The sequence below is a fragment of the Leucobacter faecis genome (assembly GCF_054456635.2).
This window is the reverse complement of record NZ_JBTJEP020000009.1, coordinates 46,960-64,410: the sequence shown is the minus strand read 5'-3', so window position 1 is coordinate 64,410 and position 17,451 is coordinate 46,960. Positions and strand designations below refer to the sequence as shown.

The window sequence follows — 17,451 nt, the reverse complement described above, 5'->3', positions numbered from 1 at the left end:
TGTGACAACAGAGCTCTTGTCACGACGCGCATGTGATGGGTGGGCGAGACGAGACCTCAAGCCGACCGGGCTTGTCGCATCCATGACACATTCTTTATTGTGTCATTCGTGACACATCGCGTATTGTTTCATGTATGACACACGAAAACGGGGTGTTGCGCCGCCGCATGTACTCGGCCCGGGGGATTGGGGCGTTCGTAGCAGAACGGCGCGAAGAGCTGGGGCTGACGCAACAGCAGCTGGCAGACCGCGCTGGCGTAAGCCGTGCATGGGTGGCGCGGTTCGAGCGCGACGGCTCATCGGCGGTACTCTTTCGGGTGATGGACACCCTCGAGGTTCTGGGGGTCTCCATGAACATGGAGTTTGGGTCGGTGGGCGATGATTGAGCTAGACGCCTACCTCGACGGACTGCTGATTGGAACGGTTGTTCAGACTGATGGCGGGTCAGTGAATTTCACTTACGACCCTGAGTATCAGCAATATGAACGAACACCGCTGTCACTTTCCATGCCGCTCGAGCGTTCTCGACATGGCAATAAGGCCGCCAGCGCATTCCTTGCTGGCCTGTTGCCAGATAGCGAAGGACGCCTCAAAGCACTCGGGCAGAAGTACCAGGTGAACTGGAAGAACCCTGTTGCCCTGCTGCAGCACGTTGGAGCTGACGCGGCGGGCGCGATTCAGCTGTTGCCGTCTGGCATGCGGGGAACAGATGCCGCTACACGGCAAAATGATGTGACCGTGCATAGCGACGCGGAGTTTGCGGCGATGATCGCAGACATCATTCGCAACTTCGTATCTCAGCGATACGACCGAGAGCTTCGGGGCGGCGTATGGCACAGACTGCACCAAGAAGACCTGTGCCAGGCGCTGTCGGTGATGCCCGACAGAAAGGAAGCGGCGCAGAAGTCCAGCTAGCGCCGCTGTACGACTTGGGCAGCCACGCAGCTTACTCTTCAGTAAATGGAGCCGCTCTCGAGCTCGCAATGTCGATTGATGGGGAATACCGTATCCAATCGGTTGGCGCTGAGCAGCTGGCGCGAGCAGCGAGACCGTTCGGGATCGGTGAAGACGAAGCTCGAGAAATAGCAGGATCATTTTTTAAAAACACGGCTGCAGCGTTTGCGGTGGCTGGTGACGAGGCACGTCGTCTCCCGGGACTCGACGATAACGGGAGCAAACGGTTTATCGACCGGCTCGTTGACGCGACAGCCGAATATTCAGAAGCGAGAGGCTGGATCGATCGTAAGACCTACTTCGGCTAGATGTACCACCGCGCACACGGGATAGGGTGAGAGCGCACTAGTCGCATGCCCAAAGGAGTAGCCCGCGTGAAGATTCTGGTGGTCGAAGACGACGACCGTATGGCCGATGCGCTGCTCGCGTTTCTCGGCCGCGCCGGTTACGCCACCGTACGCGCCGCCAACGGGGCGCAAGCGCTCGAGCTGCTCGGCGCCGACACCGAGGCAGTGCTGCTCGATCTTGGTTTACCCGACATCGACGGCATCGACGTGTGCCGCCGCATTCGCAGCGTCTCGGGGGTGCCCATCATCATCGCCACCGCCCGCAGCCAGGTCGAAGAACGCATCAAGGGTCTGCACGCGGGCGCCGACGACTTCGTCGTGAAACCCTACGATGTGCGCGAACTCATGGCCCGGCTCGAAGCCGTTACGCGGCGCAGCCGCGCCATGCCCACCCATGACGGCCCAGAGTCGAGCCTCACCCTCGAGGGCATGCACGTCGACTTCACCAACAGGCTCGTGCTCATCGACGGCGCCCCCGTCGAGCTCACCCCCAAAGAGTTCGATGTGCTCGCGATCCTCGCAAGGTACCCCGGCGTGGTGATGCCGCGCGACCGCATCATTCGCGAGGTGTGGGGCACCGACTGGACCGGGTTCAACCGCTCCCTCGAAGTGCATGTGGCATCGATCCGGCGCAAAACTCAGCGCGATTGGCTCATTGCGACCGTACGCGGCGTGGGCTACCGCCTGACCGGGGTGTGACGGTGAGGGGCCGGCTCATCACCCTCTTCTTGGCGCCGCTCGTCGCCCTGTTGCTGGTGCTCGGTGGGGCGTTCGCCTGGACCTCGGCGCGCAGCATCGCGCAGGAGTTCACGAGCCAGCAGGTCGATGACCTGAGCTACTTTCTCGTGAGTGCGCGCCAGGCGCTCAAGAGCGACAGCACCGCGAGCCTCGCGGGCGAGCTGGCCCGCTACAGCGAACTGTACGGGGCAAGCGTCGCGGTCTATCACCGCTCGGGAACAGAGTTTGTGGCGCGTGGGCCTTTGCCCAGCGAGGTGAGCGACCAGGTCGATCTCGCCCTGTCGGGGCGCCGCAGCGAGCCGGTGCAGCCGGTGCTGCCGTGGGCGCTAGGGCCCGCGACGGTTGTCGAGCCGGTGTTCTCAGACGGCAGGGTGATTGGGGCGGTCGTGATCTCGACGCCGGTTGACGGCCCCCGCACCGCCGTGATTAACCAGTGGCTGCTGCTCGCCGCCGCGAGCCTCGTGCTCATTATCTTGTGCTTGTTCGTGATCTTGCGGCTCGTGCGCTGGGTGCTGCAGCCGATGCTGCGCGTCGACAGCGCGATGGCCGCGATCGAGCAGGGCGAAATGGGCGCCCGCATCGACGACGACACTGGTCCCCCCGAAATGCAGCGCATGATTCGCATGTTCAACAGCATGGCCGACGAGATCGAACGTGTGATCGCGCGGCAGCAGGAGTTCGCGCTCAACGCGTCACACGAGCTACGAAACCCGCTCGGCGCGCTGCTCTTGCGCGTCGAATACCTCGCGACGGGGCTCGACGAAACCTGGGACGACGACGTCGAAAAGACCCGGGAAGAAGGGCAGCGCATGGCACGCATTCTCGATACGCTGCTCACCATGGCACGCACCCAACGCCGCGACGAGGCCCTTGCGCCCGTAGACCTCGCGGTGCTGGCACGCGACCGGGCCGCCGCCTGGCAGTCTGTCGCCCGCGAGCGCGGCGTCGCGATCACGGTGCAGGTGGGTGTTGGTGGTGCTGGTGGTGCCGGTGGTGCCGGTGGTGCCGCCTGGGGGCGCGTCGTCACTGACCGCACCGCCGTCGAGAGCGCGCTCGATGGCGTCATCGACAACGCCCTCAAATTCGCACCGCGCGGCACCGCGATCGAGGTCGCGGTGAGCACCCCGGGGGTCGGCGGTGCCGGTGCCGCAGGCGCGGGTGCCGCGGGCGCGGGTGCCGCGGGCGCTGGCTACGAGCTGTCAGTGCGCGACCGGGGCCCAGGCCTCACCGAGGACGAAATCGGTCACGCGACCGACCGGTTCTGGCGCAGCTCGCGCGATCAAAATATCTCCGGATCAGGCCTCGGCCTCGCCATCGCCCACGATCTACTGCGGGCACTCGGGGGCGGGGTGCTCGTCACCTCTCCCGAGGGAGGCGGGCTACGGGTGGCGCTGCAGCTGCCTGAGGCGCCGCCCGCTGGGTTACCCCTGGCGGGAGTGGCGACGCCCACGGAGTCATTGGTGGCGACCTCGGATGCGACCTCTGTGGAGCCGCGCGTCAGGAAGCAATCGTGAGGCGCGCGGGCAGGGCGCTCGCCGCAGCACTCGGGGTGCTTGTCGGGCTCGCGGGCCTGGCGGCCGGCGGGCTCACGGGGTGCAGCGCCGGTTCAGCCGGTTCAGCCGGTGCAGACGGTTCAGCCGGTGCGAGTAAACCAAGCGGCGCGGGTGGCTCTTCATACGTGATCGCGGGCGGCGGCCGCGCGGGGGTCTACTACAACTACGGCGACGAGCTGGCAGGGGCCGCCCGAGAATCACTCGGCCTCGACATTCAAGTCGCACAAACCCAGGGTTCGGTCGACAACCTGCTGCTCGTGAACTCTGGGCAGGCGCTCATCGGGTTCGCGCAGGGCGACACCGCCGCCGATGCCGTCGCGGGTATTGGTGCCTTCACCGAACCACTGCCGATCACCGCGCTCGCCCGTGTCTACGACGAGCACGTGCAAGTGGTGGTGCCTGAGGACTCTGACGTGCGAGAGCTCGCAGACCTGCGAGGCCACACCGTGTCGCTCGGCGCCGAAAACTCTGGCGTGCACGTGATCGCGACGCGTCTGCTCGAAGCGGCCGGCGTGGAGCCGAGTGAGGTAGCGGGGCCTGCGCTCGGGCTTGACGCGTCACTCACAGCGCTCGAAGCGGGCGACATCGACGGCTTCTTTTGGGTGGGCGGGTTGCCCACGCCCGGCATCGTCCAGTTGGCAAACGACCTGCCGATCAGGCTGCTCGAAGTGCCGCCCGACATCGTTGACCGGGTGAACGAAGGCCACGCGGGCGTCTACCGCAGCGCCGACTTCGCGGCGGGCACCTATGGCATCGAGCACGAGACCGCGACGATGTCGGTGCCCAACTACCTCATTGCCCAAGAAGCGGCTCCGAAGGAGCTGATCCGGAACCTGCTGGGGGTACTCTTCGAGGAGCGCGGTGCGATCGCGACGCGCGTGCGTGCGGCGGCCTTTCTTGACCGCAGGCAGGCGATTTTCACCGAGCCGGTGCCGCTGCACTCGGGCGCGACCGAGTACTACCGGGCAGCCCGCCGCTAGCCGGGTTTGTTCGCTAGTATTTGGGTCATGAGCGCGAGGTCGGGCAAGGACTCACGGTGCTGCAAGCCGGTATCAATTCAACGGCGTTGGATCAGCCGGGTCGACCGTGACAGGCCCGCTGCGCAGGAATACGAGGAGTGGTTGAGTTCGTTATCGCCATTCGCGCGGCGTCACGAAGAAGGCGAACAAGACGACTTGTTTGAAGCTGCTGCTTACGGTGAACTTGAAGATACGGGCGACCAGCGCACGCCCATTAAACCGATCGTAAAAGATCCAGAAATGTATGAGCTGCGCCGCACTGCGCTGCGCAAAAAGCTTCGTTTTTATCATGGCGAGCCGCCTTCTCTCCCAGACGTATTGTTGCGTGTTCATCGTCATATCAAGGTGGATGGCAAAAGCCAAGAGGTTGAGATTCGATTTGCTGCATGCAGGTACGACTTGCTCACCGGCGAGAGAGCAGATTGAGTGCTCATGCTTCACAACCTTAAGGTTGTGAAGGTAGGGTTGTCGGTATGGCATGGCAAGTAACAGATCTCTCAGACGACCTTGCGCTGGTGCGGCCCAGAGCCAAGGTTCTTGCTCGTGAGCACCGCGAACTGAAAGCAAAGCTGGTTGAGATTCGCCGTGATGCGCGGCTCACTCAGGGAGACATCGCGGATCGCATGGGGGTTTCGCAACAGGCCGTTTCAAAGTTTGAACACTACGACTCAGACCCGAGACTATCGACCGTTCGCCGGTATGCTTCGGCGGTCGGTGCACTCATAGAGCATGTCGTTGAGGTGGACCGTGGGCAATCAGTGCAGATGGCTGCGTCGCGGTCTCCTTGGGCGCAAGGTACCTCTTCGACGAGTGTCATGCCGATCACCAATGGTTTGCAATCGACCTATGCCTTGGATTCCGTTCCGAAACAATGGGTGGCTGCCAAGACTCGTCGGTCAGACTTCGCGTTGGCACGCTGATGAGCGAACTAGGAGACGCTGACCTGGCGCTGGTGCGCGACCTTATTAACAACTCGGCACTTGACGGTATCGAATTTCATGAAATCTCTGCCCAACGATACGATGGGGCCTCGATTGGTGACGCGAATCAAAATGGTGACGTAGAGTTCAGTTTTCAGCGTCGCGCAGATCAAGAGTCTTTTGGTATCAGAGCCCACGCGTCGCTTCACTTAGCGTTTGGTGAGGCGACAGTAACTGTCGCTGCTACCTACAGGATTCTCAACGGGGAGACTCCAACTGAGCGACAGGTTGAGCTTTTTGCGAACGAAGTCGCAATCATGGCGATGTTTCCATACGTACGTGAGGGACTCGCGAGCGCCACGGCGAGAGTGTTTGGTGTCCCTGTCATGTTGCCAACAGCTGAACGAGGGCAGCTGGGCTTTGAAGTGGAGTAGCTCGCGCCCTTTGTCCGTTTTTTAGTACACGAAGCGCGCGAACCTCAAGATTCGCTCAAGACGAGTCTCAAGATACGCCCAAGGAGCGTGACGCCTGGGGTGCACCCTCCCTACGGTGGGGTCTGATCGATTCAACGGTGAACGCTCGACCGCACTCAAAGCTCTAGCTGTGCCAGTGCCACCATTGCCGCCACCCAAGAGTCGTCGCAAGTTAGCAGACAAGCAGACCGGCAGTGCATCTTCGCGCACCACGCGACAGATCATGATTCTTAAGGTGGAGATCAGATGGGTACGAGCGAACCGCTTGTCGTCGTTGAGAACGTGCAAAAGCACTACGGCGAATTTCAGGCCCTCACCGACATTAATCTTTCGATCGACCGGGGCGAGGCCGTAGTCATCATCGGGCCGTCGGGCTCGGGCAAGTCAACGCTGTGCCGCTCGATTAACCGTCTCGAGACGATTACGAGCGGGTCGATTCGCGTTGATGGCCGCGAGCTGCCAGCCGAGGGCAAAGCTCTCGCCAAGCTGCGCGCCGAAGTGGGCATGGTGTTTCAGTCGTTCAACCTGTTCGCACACCTCACGATTCTCGAAAACGTCACGCTCGGGCCGATCAAGGTGCGCGGGCTCAGCAAGGCCGACGCCGAGCGTGAGGCGATGGCGCTGCTCACGCGCGTGGGCGTCGACAAGCAGGCCGCGAAGCTGCCGGCGCAGCTGTCTGGCGGGCAGCAGCAGCGCGTTGCGATCGCCCGGTCGCTCGCCATGCACCCCAAGGTGATGCTGTTCGACGAGCCGACAAGCGCGCTCGACCCCGAGATGATCAACGAGGTGCTCGACGTGATGGTCGGCCTCGCCAAGGAGGGCATGACGATGATCGTCGTCACCCACGAGATGGGCTTCGCCCGCAAGGCTGCCGACCGCGTCGTGTTTATGGCCGACGGCCAGATTGTCGAGGAAAACACCCCCGACGAGTTCTTCACGAACCCGCAGACGACGCGCGCCAAAGACTTCCTGTCCAAGCTCATCACCAACTAAATATTCGTGCCGGATCGTGCCGCGCGCACACCGAGCACTCGCTACATTTCACCCAGATTCACCTCTCGAAAGGAATGGCAACATGCGATTCAAGAAAACTCTCGCCGCCGTCGGCTTTCTCGCCGCGGCAGCGCTCACGCTCACGGGCTGCAACAGCGGCACCCCCGGCGACTCGGGTAGCAGCGAAGGCTCAGGCACCGAGACCGAGGTCGTCGAAGACGTCGCTCTTGAGGGCAGCCCCACATTCGACAAAATGGTCGAGCGCGGCAAGGTTGTTATTGGTGTCAAGGAAGACCAGCCTGGCCTCGGCTACCTCGACAACGTAACCGGCGAACGCAGCGGCTTCGACGTCGACATCTCGCGCTGGATCGCGGGTGCGCTGGGCTTTGACGAGAGCAAGATCGAGTTCAAGCCGATCGCGTCGGCCAACCGTGAGCAGGCCATCGTCAACGGTGACGTCGACTACTACGTTGGCACCTACTCGATCAACGATAAGCGCAAGGAAGACATCGACTTCGCGGGCCCCTACTTCATCACCGGCCAGGGCCTGCTCGTGCGCCAGGGCGACACCGACTACCAGTCGCTCGACGAGCTCGAGGGCAAGACCGTGTGCTCGGCGACCGGCTCAACGCCGATTCAGAACATCAAGGAGAACTTCCCGGGCATCAAGACGCAAGAGTTCGACCTGTACTCGGCTTGCGTTGAGAACCTCGTGAACGGTCAGGTTGACGCGGTCACCACCGACCAGGCGATCCTCATCGGCTACGCCGCACAGGATCCCGAGAACCTGATGGTCACCAGCGGTCCGCTCATGACCGAGGAGCTGTACGGCGTGGGCCTGCCCAAGGGTGACGATGTGCTGCGCGCGTTCATCAACGATCTCTTCACCGACGGCAACGCGACCTGGCAGCAGATCTTTGACGACAACCTGGGCGACTCGGGCATCAAGGTGACCCAGCCTGAGGTTGACGCGTACTAACCCATAGTTGCGGGGCGGGCGCTGCCCGCCCCGCACACTGACCTCACGGTCTCAAGACCGCCGAGGTCTCAAGACCACACAAGCGTAAGGAGGAGGACGGGTGGACGTCATCTTCGGCAACCTCGACCTCTGGGGTATCGCCATCAAGAACACGTTGATCGTGTTCTTCGCGGGCGGCGTGCTCGCGCTCGGGCTCGGTGTGCTGGTGGGCGCAATGCGCGTCTCACCCGTGCCCATCGCGCGGGCCGTGGGCACGCTCTACGTCAACATCATTCGCAACACACCGCTCACGCTCGTGTTCTTCTTCTTCGTACTCGGGTACCCCGCGCTGGGGCTCGGCAAGATGAGCCCGCTCGTGCTGGGAATCCTCGCGATCGGCATCTACACCGCGACCTATGTCGCAGAGGTGCTGCGCGCGGGCATCAACACTGTGCCGGTGGGCCAGGCAGAAGCGGCCCGCGCGATCGGGCTGCCGTTCACGCAGGTGATGGGCATCGTGGTGCTGCCACAGGCGTTTCGCTCGGTCGTGCCCCCCATGATGAGCGTGTTCATAGCGCTACTCAAAAACACGACCGTTGCGGCAGGGTTCTCAGTGTCAGAGCTCGCCGCGCTGCGTGCCACCGTGAACGACGCGGCGGGCCGCCCCGGTAACCCGATGGAAGTGCTCTTGTGGGTGGCGCTCGTGTTCGTCGTGCTCGTGTTCATCTTGAGCTTCGTGCAAAACCGCCTTGAGAAGAAGTGGAGGATCGTGCGATGACTTCTGTTCTGTACGACGTCCCCGGGCCGAAGGCGATTGCGCGCAACCGTGTGCTCGCGGTCGTGACCGTGATCGTGGTCGCCGCGCTCTTGGGCTTCATCATCTACCGGTTCGCGCTGTCGGGCCAGTTCTCAGCACAAAAGTGGGGCATCTTTACCTACTCGACGATTTGGGTGCAGATTTTCCAAGCGCTCGGCAAAACCCTCGCGGCCTTCGGGCTCGCAGCGGTGCTGAGCCTCGTCGTCGGTTTCGCGCTCGCGATCGGGCGGCTGTCTGACCACCGCTTTGTGCGCGTGCCGTTCATGGCGGTCACCGAGCTGTTTCGCGCGGTGCCGGTGCTCGTGATGATGATGCTGCTCTACTACGGTCTACCGTCGGTGGGCGTGAAGATGGACCCCTACTGGGCGGTCGTCATCGCGCTCGTGGTCTACAACGGGTCGGTGCTCGCCGAGGCTCTGCGCGCCGGCATTGAGTCGCTGCCGCGCGGCCAGAAAGAGGCCGGCTATTCGATCGGCCTGCGCAAGAGCGGCGTGATGGCCCTGATCCTGCTCCCTCAGGCGGTGCGGGCGATGCTGCCCGTGATCGTGGCCCAGCTCGTCGTCACGATGAAAGACACCGCCCTCGGGTTCATCATCACCTACCCCGAGCTGCTGTATTTGGCGAAGCAGCTCAGCAGCAACGTGCAGTTTGGGCGGCCGCTTTTGCCGTCGGCGTTCGTCATCGGCGGCATCTACATTCTGATGTGCCTCATTCTGTCGGGCATCGCGAAGTGGCTCGAGGGGCGCACACACCGCGGCCCCAAGTCCACGGGCGGCACGCCCACCACCACTGTCCCGGTGCAGCCGGGTGACCCGCGCCTCGTCGAAGGCACGGTCACCGAGGTGATCGCGGTGCAGGGGGAGCGCTAGATGCGAGTGCGCCTGTGATCGCCCAGACCGTCCAGTTTCTGCCCGCCGAGGCAGACTGGACGGTCATCGCGTTGCTCATCGCGGCCGGTTTCGCGGCGGGCTGGGTCGACGCGGTCGTGGGCGGCGGCGGCCTACTGCAGCTCCCGGCGCTGCTGCTCGCCCCGGGTGTGACCCCGGTGCAGGCGCTTGCGACCAATAAGCTCGCTTCGGTGTTTGGCACCGCGACGAGCAGCGTCACCTACTACCGTGCGGTGAAACCGAGCCTGCGACGTACCTGGCCCATGGCGGTCATCGCTCTCGCCGGATCTTTTGCGGGCGCCTCTGTCGCTTCGGCGCTGCCCGCCCACCTGTTCAAACCGATCATCGTGTGCGCACTGGTCGCCGTGGCGCTCATCACGCTGTTTAAGCCAGCGCTCGGTGCCGTCACACGTCTCAAGCACCGCGGGTCGAAGCACACGATGATCGCGTCTGCTGCGGGCGCTGCGATCGGGTTTTACGACGGCGTGCTCGGGCCTGGCACCGGCGTGTTTTTGGTGATCGCGCTCGTGGGGCTGCTCGGTTACGACTTTCTACAGTCGAGCGCGCAGGCCAAGATCGTCAACCTGGCGACGAACGTGGGGGCGCTCTTGTTCTTCATTCCGCTAGGCGCGGTGCTGTGGCCGCTCGGGTTAGCGATGGCGCTCGCCAATATCGCGGGCAGCTTTATCGGTGCGCGCATGGCGATCGCGAAGGGCGCCAAGTTTGTGCGCGTACTGTTTCTGCTCGTGGTGGCCGTGCTCGTCGTCAAACTCGGTTACGACATGTGGGCCGAGCGCGCTACATCGTAAGAAGCACCTTGCCGCGGTGCTCGCCCGAGTCGAAGTACGTGTGAGCCGCGCGGGCCTCGGCCAGTGTGAACGTGCGGTCGACGGGCACCTGCAGTTTTGCAGCCTCCACGAGCGGCCACACCCGCTCGCGCACCTGTGCGATGATCTCAGCCTTCTCGGCGAGCGGGCGCGCCCGCAGCGACGTCGCAAAGACGCCCGCCCGCTTGGTGAGCAGTGCACCCAAGTCGAGTTCGCCGACACGGCCGCCGCCCAGACCAATGACGACGAGCCGGCCGCCTGTCGCGAGCGCCTGCACGTTCTGCGGTAGGTATTTCGCTCCCACCACGTCGAGAATCACGTCGGCCCCGTGGCCGCCCGTGATCTCGTGTGTGCGCTCGGCAAACGATTCGGTGCGGTAGTTGATCGTGTGAAGCGCGCCGTGGTCGCGCGCCCACGCCAGCTTCTCGTCGGTCGATCCGGTCGCGATGGTGCGTGCGCCCGAGGCGGCCAGGTACTGCAGTGCGAAGGTGCCGATGCCGCCCGAGCCGCCGTGCACGAGCACCCAGTCGCCGGCCTTGACGGTGGCGGTGAGGTTGAGGTTTGAGACGACGGTGGCCGCCACTTCGGGCAGCGCTGCAGCGTTCACGAGCGACGTTCCCGCGGGCACCTCAAGTAGCTGCGACACGGGGGCGACGGCGTATTCGGCGTAGCCTCCGCCGGCGAGCAGCGCGCACACCTCGGTGCCCACCGGCCACACGGGTTGAGCGCTGGTGCTGGTGCTGGTGCTGGTGCTTGCGACTGCGCTTGTGTTCTCGCTTGCGACCGCGCTTGCGCTCGGGCCACCGTGTGCGACGATGACGCCCGAGACTTCGAGACCGGGCACTTCGCTCGCGCCGGGCGGCGGCGGGTAGACGCCCTGCCGCTGTGCGGCATCGGCGCGGTTGAGGCCCGCGGCCGCGACCCGTATGAGCACCTCACCCGGCCCGGGCTTAGGCGTCGCCATTGTGGCCACGCGCACCACATCGGGGCCGCCTGCGCCCGCGAACTCGACGGCGCGCATCTCGCTTGGAAGTGAGGTCTCAGACATGGGCGCAGGCTCCCTTTCAGTAGAACGGCTCGTACACTCGATCGTAAAACACGGGCCTTAGCGCCCGCGTCTGTACGGTCAGGACAGGTCCTCAAGCAGGGCGTCTAGAAGCGGGCTGCTTTGCATCGGCTCGAAGTGTAGTTCGTAGCCAAACACTGCCGCGACGTTGAGCGTTGCCTCTAGGGAAGGCACGAGCTTGCCTGATTCGAGCTCTTGGACCCACCTGCGACTCATGCCAGCGCGCGACCCGAGCTCCGCTTGAGTCATTCCGCTTTGGATTCGTCGAGCGCGCACAAAACTGGCAAATGTTCTTGACGAATGAATGAACTTGCGACTCCCTCCCGCGGCGCAGGATCATGTGCACACTATCTTGCGCACACTATTCTGCGCACTCAAGAGTTTGCGCAGAATAGTGTGCAATTCAGGCGTGTTTGAGGCCTCGAGAACACTTTGGGCCCGGGCGCTGCAACAAAGCAGCGCCCGGGCCCAAAGATCCGGAGCGTAGGCCTAGAACCTTAGCCAGCGTAGGTGTCGACCGCGAGGATCTTCACCGAGATCTGGTTGCCGTTGGGGGCGGGGTAGCTGAGCTCGTCGCCGATCTTGCGGCCGAGAATCGCAGCGCCCAGGGGGCTCTCGGCGCTGTACACGTCGAGGTCCGAGCCGTCGGCGAGCTCGCGGCTGCCGAGCAGAAAACGCTCCTTGTCGCCCCACACTTCTGCGGTGACGATGGTGCCAATCTCGACGATACCGGCGGCCTCGGGGGCCTCGCCGACCTCGGCGCGCTTGAGTAGCTCAGCGAGGTCGCGGATGCGGGCCTCCATCTTGCCCTGCTCGTCTTTCGCGGCGTGGTAACCGCCGTTCTCCTTGAGGTCGCCCTCTTCGCGAGCGGCCTCGATGCGCGCTGCGATTTCTTTGCGGCCAGCCCCGGTGAGCTCATCGAGCTCGCCCTTGAGGCGGTCGTAGGCATCCTGAGTGAGCCAGGTCTTGGTGGGCTCGGCCATGGTCGATCCTCGATTCACGTAACTGCGCGCGGGGGTGCGCGACGGTGAGCGCGCGAGCGCGCTGGGTAATAGATACGCCCCGACGATGCGGGGCGCCCTTACAGATTAGCAGGGTAGGCCGAGTGGCTGCCTAGAAACTGGTGCGCTGGTACTGGCGCTGGGCGTTGGCGCGCTGGCGCTGGGCCTGGCGTTGGCGCTGGCGCTGGGCGTTGGGCGCTGGCGCTGGCGTTGGCGCTGGCGCTGGGCGTTGGCGTTGGCACCGGGCCTGGCAGCACGAAACGGCATCGAAACGACGAGTCGGCCCGATAAATACGTCATTTCGATACCGGCTCGTCATTTCGATACCGACTCGTGCGCCGCGCCGCTTGCGCCGCGCCGCTTGTGCCGCGCCGCCGCTTGCGCCGCGCCGCTTGCGCCGCGCCGCTTGCGCCGCGCCGCTTGCGCCGCGCCGCCGGGTACGTGCCGGCGCGAGCGCCGCTGCGGGTTAGCCCGCGTAGGTGACGACCCAGCACTCGCGCGCGGTCGCAGCGACCGCCTCGTTCGCGATGACAAGCCGTGTGGTGATGGTGTGCGTGAGCTCCTTGCTCGGCGGCACCTCAACGATGTTCCAGCCGACGGTGCCCTTCGACGAGCTGATCGCCTCGACCGCACACGCGACCGGAGTGTCGACGGGGGCGGTGATCTCAAACTTTACATCGAGTTCACGATCAGAAACGTTGGTGTACCCGATGTCTTGCCATGACACCTGGTTCGCCGTCTGCCACCCGCTAAAGAACAAGAAACCGAGACCCGCGACGACGAGTGCCCCCGCGATACCGTACGCGAACCGGCGGTCGAAGCTGCGGCGCTTGCTTGAACCGTAGCGGTTCTCGAGCACCTGCTGGGTCGCGCGGTCCACGGGCGCAACGGTCGGGGCAGGGGCGAGATCCGGATCATCGACGGGACCCGCGCCAGTACCGACGCCAGCACCCGCGCCCAGACCCGCGCCAGCACCGACGTCAGCACCCGCGCCAGTGCCGACGCCAGCACCCGCGCTAAGACCCGCGCCAGATTCAGAGGGCGTCGCGGCCTCGCCTGCAGCCCCGCGGGGAGCCTGGGTCGCCGAGCCAATGTGTGCGGGATCTGCCGGTGACACGGGAGGCTCCGATCTGTGCTGGGTAAACTGTTCGCTTAGGCCAGCGTAGCTGGAAGGACCGGGAAGTAATTGTGAGAGGACTCGCATGGCGCTGAGGTTGATCGCTGTACACGCACACCCCGACGACGAATCCAGCAAGGGCGCTGCGACCTACGCGCACTATCTCGACGAGGGTTTCGAGGTGATGATCGTCAGCTGCACGGGTGGTGAGCGCGGCGACGTGCTCAACGAGCTCGTCGCACGCAACCCCAAGAGCCGCCGCGACCTGTCGGGCCTGCGCCGGGACGAGATGGATCGCGCACGCGAGATCATCGGGTTTGAGCACCGCTGGCTGGGGTATCAAGACTCAGGTCTGCCGCCCGAGGGCGTGGCGGTGCCGAAGGGATCGTTCGCAGATATCCCCGCCGAGGTGTCGGCAGAAGCGCTCGTGCGCATTGTGCGCGAGTTCAAACCGCACGTCATGATCACGTACAACGAGCAGGGCGGCTACCCGCACCCCGATCACATTCGCTGCCACGACATCAGCAAGATCGCGTGGCAGACCGCGGGCGACCCCGAGGCGTACCCCGAGGCGGGCGCGCCCTGGCAGATGTCGAAGATGTACTACGAAGAGATCTTCAACGCGAAACGCGTCAACACGGTCTACCAGTGGCTGCTCGACAACGACGCGAATTCGCCGCTCATCGGCCAGTTTGAAGAGTTGCGCGAGTGGATGTCGCGTCGCCCCTACCGCGGCACCGCCCAGGTCAACGTCGGCAGATTCTTTGAGAAGCGCGATGAAGCGCTGAAGGCGCACGAGAGCCAAGTCGCGCCCGACAGCACGTTCTTCTTCTGGCCCATCGACCTCCAGCGTGAGGCGTGGCCGTTTGAGGACTACCGACTCGCCGCGTCGCGCGTTGCGACGAGCGAGTTTGAGGCCGATCTGTTTCAGGGAATTGAGGAGGCACACGCGTGAACGTGTGGACCAGTGCTGTAGATCTCGCGGTGCGTTTTGCCGAGGGAACCACCGGGGGAGCGAGCGGGGCGTCCGGCGCCGCCGACGGCGCAACAACCGAGTTCAACCCCGACAAGGTGTCGCCCGGCATCGAGGGCTTTCTGATGACGGGTCTGCTCGCGCTCGCCGTCATCGGCCTCGGCTTCTTGCTCGTGCGCACGCTGCGCACGAACGCCTACCGCCAAGATGTGCGCGAGCAGATCGAGGCCGAGCTCGCTGAGCAGGCTGAGGCTGCCGGGTCTGACGGTGCTGAGGTCGCCGATGCTGGGACTGCCGGTTCTGAGGCTTCGGGCGCTGTGGCTTCAGACGCTGCTCCGGATCGCGGCGACGCAGACGACTCAGCCGATAGCTCGGCACAGAAGTAGCGCACGTGACCGGCGCGGTGGGTGACCCGTATGGCGACGATCCGTGGGCCGGGGGCGACCCGTATGCGGGTGGCGACCCGTATGCGGGTGGCGACCCGTACGGTGACGATCCGTGGGCCGGGAGTGACCCGTATGCGGGTGGATCCGGAGCAATAGCAGCCCAACCCGCCCAGCCCGCGCTGGCCCACAGTGCACAGCGCCCCGGCCCGCACGAGGGGCGCGAGCCGCGCGAAGTGCTCGCCGAGGTGTTTGGGTACGACGCGTTTCGCGGCGACCAAGAAGAGATCGTGCGGCACGTCGCGGCGGGCGGCGACGCCGTCGTGTTGATGCCCACGGGCGGCGGCAAATCGATGTGTTACCAGGTGCCGTCGCTCGTACGTGCCGGCACCGGCATCGTGCTGTCACCGCTCGTGGCGCTCATGCACGACCAGGTGGCCGCGCTGCGCATGGTGGGCGTGCGGGCAGCAGCCTTAAACTCGGCGATGAGCCTCGACGAGCGCCGCGCGGTCGAAGAAGCGTACGTGCACGGCGACCTCGACCTGCTGTATCTGGCACCCGAGCGGCTGTCGTCGCCGGGCACGGTCGAGCTGCTCGCGCGCGGGCGCATAGCGCTGTTTGCGATCGACGAGGCGCACTGCGTGTCGCAGTGGGGCCACGATTTTCGCCCCGACTACCTGCGGCTCGGGGCGCTCGCAGAGCGCTGGCCAGATGTTCCGCGCATCGCTCTCACCGCGACCGCGACCCCCGAGACGCACCGCGAGATCACCGAGCGGTTACACCTGGGCAATGCACGGCATTTTGTGTCGAGTTTTGATCGCCCCAACATTCGCTACCGCATTGACTCCAAGCTGAACGCTCGCGCGCAGCTGATCCAGTTTGTGCGCGATGAGCATGCGGGTGATGCGGGTATCGTATACGCGCTCAGCCGCAGGCGGGTCGAGCAGACGGCGGCGGCGCTCGTCGCGGCCGGGGTTGACGCGGTCGCGTATCACGCAGGGCTGCCCGCGCACGAGCGGCTCGCAGCGCAGACCCGCTTCTTGCGCGAAGACGGTGTCGTGGTGGTCGCGACGATCGCGTTTGGCATGGGCATCGATAAGCCCGACGTGCGGTTTGTCGCCCACATCGACCTGCCCAAATCGATCGAGGGATACTACCAAGAAACTGGCCGCGCGGGCCGTGACGGGCTCCCGTCGCAGGCGTGGCTCGCGTATGGCCTGCAAGACGTGGTGCAGCAGCGCCAGATGATCGAGTCGGGCGACGGCGACCAGGCCACGAAGCTCAATCAGACGAGGCACCTCAACCAGATGCTGGCGCTGTGCGAGACGGTCGAGTGCCGGCGCGCGTTCTTGTTGCGGTACTTCGGGCAGGATCCCGCGGGGGCCGCTGCCGCGGGCGTCGCTGCGGCGGGGGTCGCTGCGGCGGGCGCTGATCCCGAGGGCGCTGCTGCGCCTGCCGCGCCAGCGCCCGATCCGGCGAGCCGCGCCGACGAGCCCGCCGAAGCACCCAGCGCCGAAGCAGCCAGCGCCGAAGCACCCAGCGCCGAAGCACCCAGCGCCGCGGCCCAGAGATCCGGAGCTTGCGGCAACTGCGACGTCTGCCTGAACCCGCCCAAGCTCTGGGACGCGACCGTGCCCGCGCAGATGCTGCTGTCGACCGTGCTGCGCACGCAGCGCGAGCGCGGGCGCACGTATGCGGCGGGCCAGCACATCGATGTGCTGCGCGGCGTGGCGTCGGAGCGCGCGACCCAGATGCGGCTCGACGAGCTCACCACCTGGGGCATCGGCAAGGAGTGGTCGGTGGCGCAGTGGCGCGGAGTTGTGCGGCACATGCTCGCGGCCCAGTTGCTCGAGGCCCGCGGCGAGTGGGGCGTGCTCGAGCCCACGCAGGCCGCGAAGCCGGTGCTGCGCGGTGAGGAGCAGGTGTTCATGCGCGAGGAGGTGCTTGCGCGTGCCGGTTCTGGCGGCGCTGGCGGTGGCCGGGGCGGCCGCGGCTCGCGTATGGCTCGAGGCGCTGGCGGGTCGGGCTCCTCTAGCTCCGGATCCAAGCAGTCGGCGGCCGCGGCCGACCTGACGCCTTCGCAGCTCGAGGTGTTTGAACGGTTGCGATCGTGGCGGGCAGGCGAGGCGCGCACGCAGGGGGTTCCGGGGTATGTCGTGTTTGGTGATGCGACACTCGCGGCTCTAGCGGTGCACCAGCCGTCGAATGACGAGCAGCTGCTCGCGATTTCGGGTATCGGCCAGGTCAAGCTCGAGCGCTACGGCGCGGCCGTGCTCGCGCTGCTCGCAGAGTAGCCCGTGCCTGCGCCCGTGCCCGCGCCCGTGCCTGCGCCCGTGCCCGTGCCTGCGCCCGTGCCTGCGCCCGTGCCCGTGCCTGCGCCCGTGCCCGTGCCTGCGCCCGTGCCCGTGCCTGCGCCCGTGCCCGA

At 65.2% G+C, this 17,451-nt stretch carries 20 protein-coding genes; 16 read left to right on the top strand and 4 right to left on the bottom strand.

Features of this window, described 5'->3' with window-relative positions; all coding sequences use genetic code 11:
- Window positions 1–134: 134 nt before the first annotated feature.
- From ACXR2T_RS08935 to ACXR2T_RS08875, 13 genes are all read left to right on the top strand, one after another.
- Window positions 135–386 (top strand): helix-turn-helix domain-containing protein, encoded by a 252-nt coding sequence (locus ACXR2T_RS08935; protein ID WP_458838927.1) that lies wholly within the window; start codon window positions 135–137, stop codon window positions 384–386.
- Window positions 379–915: a HipA N-terminal domain-containing protein gene (locus ACXR2T_RS08930; protein ID WP_458838926.1), complete on the top strand. Its 537-nt coding sequence runs from the start codon at window positions 379–381 to the stop codon at window positions 913–915. The genes ACXR2T_RS08935 and ACXR2T_RS08930 overlap by 8 nt, the downstream gene beginning before the upstream one ends.
- Before the next feature lie 413 nt (window positions 916–1,328).
- Entirely contained in the window at window positions 1,329–2,000 is a 672-nt protein-coding gene (locus ACXR2T_RS08925; protein WP_458814804.1) for a response regulator transcription factor, read from the top strand.
- Window positions 2,001–2,002: 2 nt separating this feature from the next.
- Window positions 2,003–3,553, top strand: coding sequence for a sensor histidine kinase (locus tag ACXR2T_RS08920; RefSeq protein WP_458838923.1), 1,551 nt, complete (start codon window positions 2,003–2,005; stop codon window positions 3,551–3,553).
- Window positions 3,550–4,572 (top strand): TAXI family TRAP transporter solute-binding subunit, encoded by a 1,023-nt coding sequence (locus tag ACXR2T_RS08915; protein WP_458838922.1) that lies wholly within the window; start codon window positions 3,550–3,552, stop codon window positions 4,570–4,572. The genes ACXR2T_RS08920 and ACXR2T_RS08915 overlap by 4 nt, the downstream gene beginning before the upstream one ends.
- A gap of 27 nt (window positions 4,573–4,599) precedes the next feature.
- Entirely contained in the window at window positions 4,600–5,037 is a 438-nt protein-coding gene (locus ACXR2T_RS08910) for a hypothetical protein (protein ID WP_458838921.1), read from the top strand.
- A gap of 47 nt (window positions 5,038–5,084) precedes the next feature.
- On the top strand, window positions 5,085–5,531 hold the full coding sequence (locus ACXR2T_RS08905; RefSeq protein ID WP_458838920.1) for a helix-turn-helix transcriptional regulator: 447 nt from the start codon (window positions 5,085–5,087) through the stop codon (window positions 5,529–5,531).
- Window positions 5,531–5,965, top strand: coding sequence for a hypothetical protein (locus ACXR2T_RS08900; RefSeq protein ID WP_458838919.1), 435 nt, complete (start codon window positions 5,531–5,533; stop codon window positions 5,963–5,965). The genes ACXR2T_RS08905 and ACXR2T_RS08900 overlap by 1 nt, the downstream gene beginning before the upstream one ends.
- A gap of 285 nt (window positions 5,966–6,250) precedes the next feature.
- Window positions 6,251–6,997, top strand: coding sequence for an amino acid ABC transporter ATP-binding protein (locus tag ACXR2T_RS08895; protein ID WP_458814794.1), 747 nt, complete (start codon window positions 6,251–6,253; stop codon window positions 6,995–6,997).
- Between the two features lie 82 nt (window positions 6,998–7,079).
- Window positions 7,080–7,976, top strand: a complete 897-nt coding sequence (locus ACXR2T_RS08890; RefSeq protein WP_458814792.1) for a glutamate ABC transporter substrate-binding protein — start codon at window positions 7,080–7,082, stop codon at window positions 7,974–7,976.
- Window positions 7,977–8,076: 100 nt separating this feature from the next.
- Window positions 8,077–8,733: an amino acid ABC transporter permease gene (locus ACXR2T_RS08885; RefSeq protein WP_458814790.1), complete on the top strand. Its 657-nt coding sequence runs from the start codon at window positions 8,077–8,079 to the stop codon at window positions 8,731–8,733.
- On the top strand, window positions 8,730–9,641 hold the full coding sequence (locus ACXR2T_RS08880; RefSeq protein WP_458838918.1) for an amino acid ABC transporter permease: 912 nt from the start codon (window positions 8,730–8,732) through the stop codon (window positions 9,639–9,641). The genes ACXR2T_RS08885 and ACXR2T_RS08880 overlap by 4 nt, the downstream gene beginning before the upstream one ends.
- Window positions 9,642–9,658: 17 nt before the next feature.
- Window positions 9,659–10,468: a sulfite exporter TauE/SafE family protein gene (locus ACXR2T_RS08875; RefSeq protein WP_458814947.1), complete on the top strand. Its 810-nt coding sequence runs from the start codon at window positions 9,659–9,661 to the stop codon at window positions 10,466–10,468.
- Here the strand turns inward: ACXR2T_RS08875 and ACXR2T_RS08870 are convergent.
- The 4 genes from ACXR2T_RS08870 to ACXR2T_RS08855 form a co-directional block, all read right to left on the bottom strand.
- Window positions 10,458–11,507, bottom strand: a complete 1,050-nt coding sequence (locus ACXR2T_RS08870; protein ID WP_458838942.1) for an NAD(P)H-quinone oxidoreductase — start codon at window positions 11,505–11,507, stop codon at window positions 10,458–10,460. The genes ACXR2T_RS08875 and ACXR2T_RS08870 overlap by 11 nt on opposite strands.
- Before the next feature lie 105 nt (window positions 11,508–11,612).
- Complete coding sequence (locus ACXR2T_RS08865) at window positions 11,613–11,828, bottom strand: helix-turn-helix domain-containing protein (RefSeq protein ID WP_458814786.1); 216 nt, start codon at window positions 11,826–11,828, stop codon at window positions 11,613–11,615.
- 221 nt (window positions 11,829–12,049) lie between these two features.
- Entirely contained in the window at window positions 12,050–12,535 is a 486-nt protein-coding gene (gene greA, locus ACXR2T_RS08860) for a transcription elongation factor GreA (RefSeq protein ID WP_458814784.1), read from the bottom strand.
- 484 nt (window positions 12,536–13,019) lie between these two features.
- Window positions 13,020–13,670 carry a DUF4307 domain-containing protein gene (locus ACXR2T_RS08855; protein ID WP_458838917.1) on the bottom strand — a complete coding sequence of 217 codons (651 nt, stop codon included), beginning with the start codon at window positions 13,668–13,670 and terminating at the stop codon, window positions 13,020–13,022.
- Between the two features lie 85 nt (window positions 13,671–13,755).
- Between ACXR2T_RS08855 and mca the strand changes: the two genes are divergently transcribed.
- From mca to ACXR2T_RS08840, 3 genes are read left to right on the top strand one after another with little or no spacing between them, the layout of a single operon-like run.
- Entirely contained in the window at window positions 13,756–14,625 is an 870-nt protein-coding gene (gene mca, locus ACXR2T_RS08850) for a mycothiol conjugate amidase Mca (RefSeq protein WP_458838916.1), read from the top strand.
- The gene (locus tag ACXR2T_RS08845; protein WP_458838915.1) at window positions 14,622–15,029 is read left to right on the top strand and encodes a hypothetical protein; all 408 of its coding nucleotides are present in this window, start codon (window positions 14,622–14,624) and stop codon (window positions 15,027–15,029) included. Before mca ends, ACXR2T_RS08845 begins: the two co-directional genes overlap by 4 nt.
- 5 nt (window positions 15,030–15,034) lie before the next feature.
- Window positions 15,035–17,320, top strand: a complete 2,286-nt coding sequence (locus ACXR2T_RS08840) for a RecQ family ATP-dependent DNA helicase (protein ID WP_458838914.1) — start codon at window positions 15,035–15,037, stop codon at window positions 17,318–17,320.
- The last annotated feature ends 131 nt before the right edge of the window (window positions 17,321–17,451 follow it).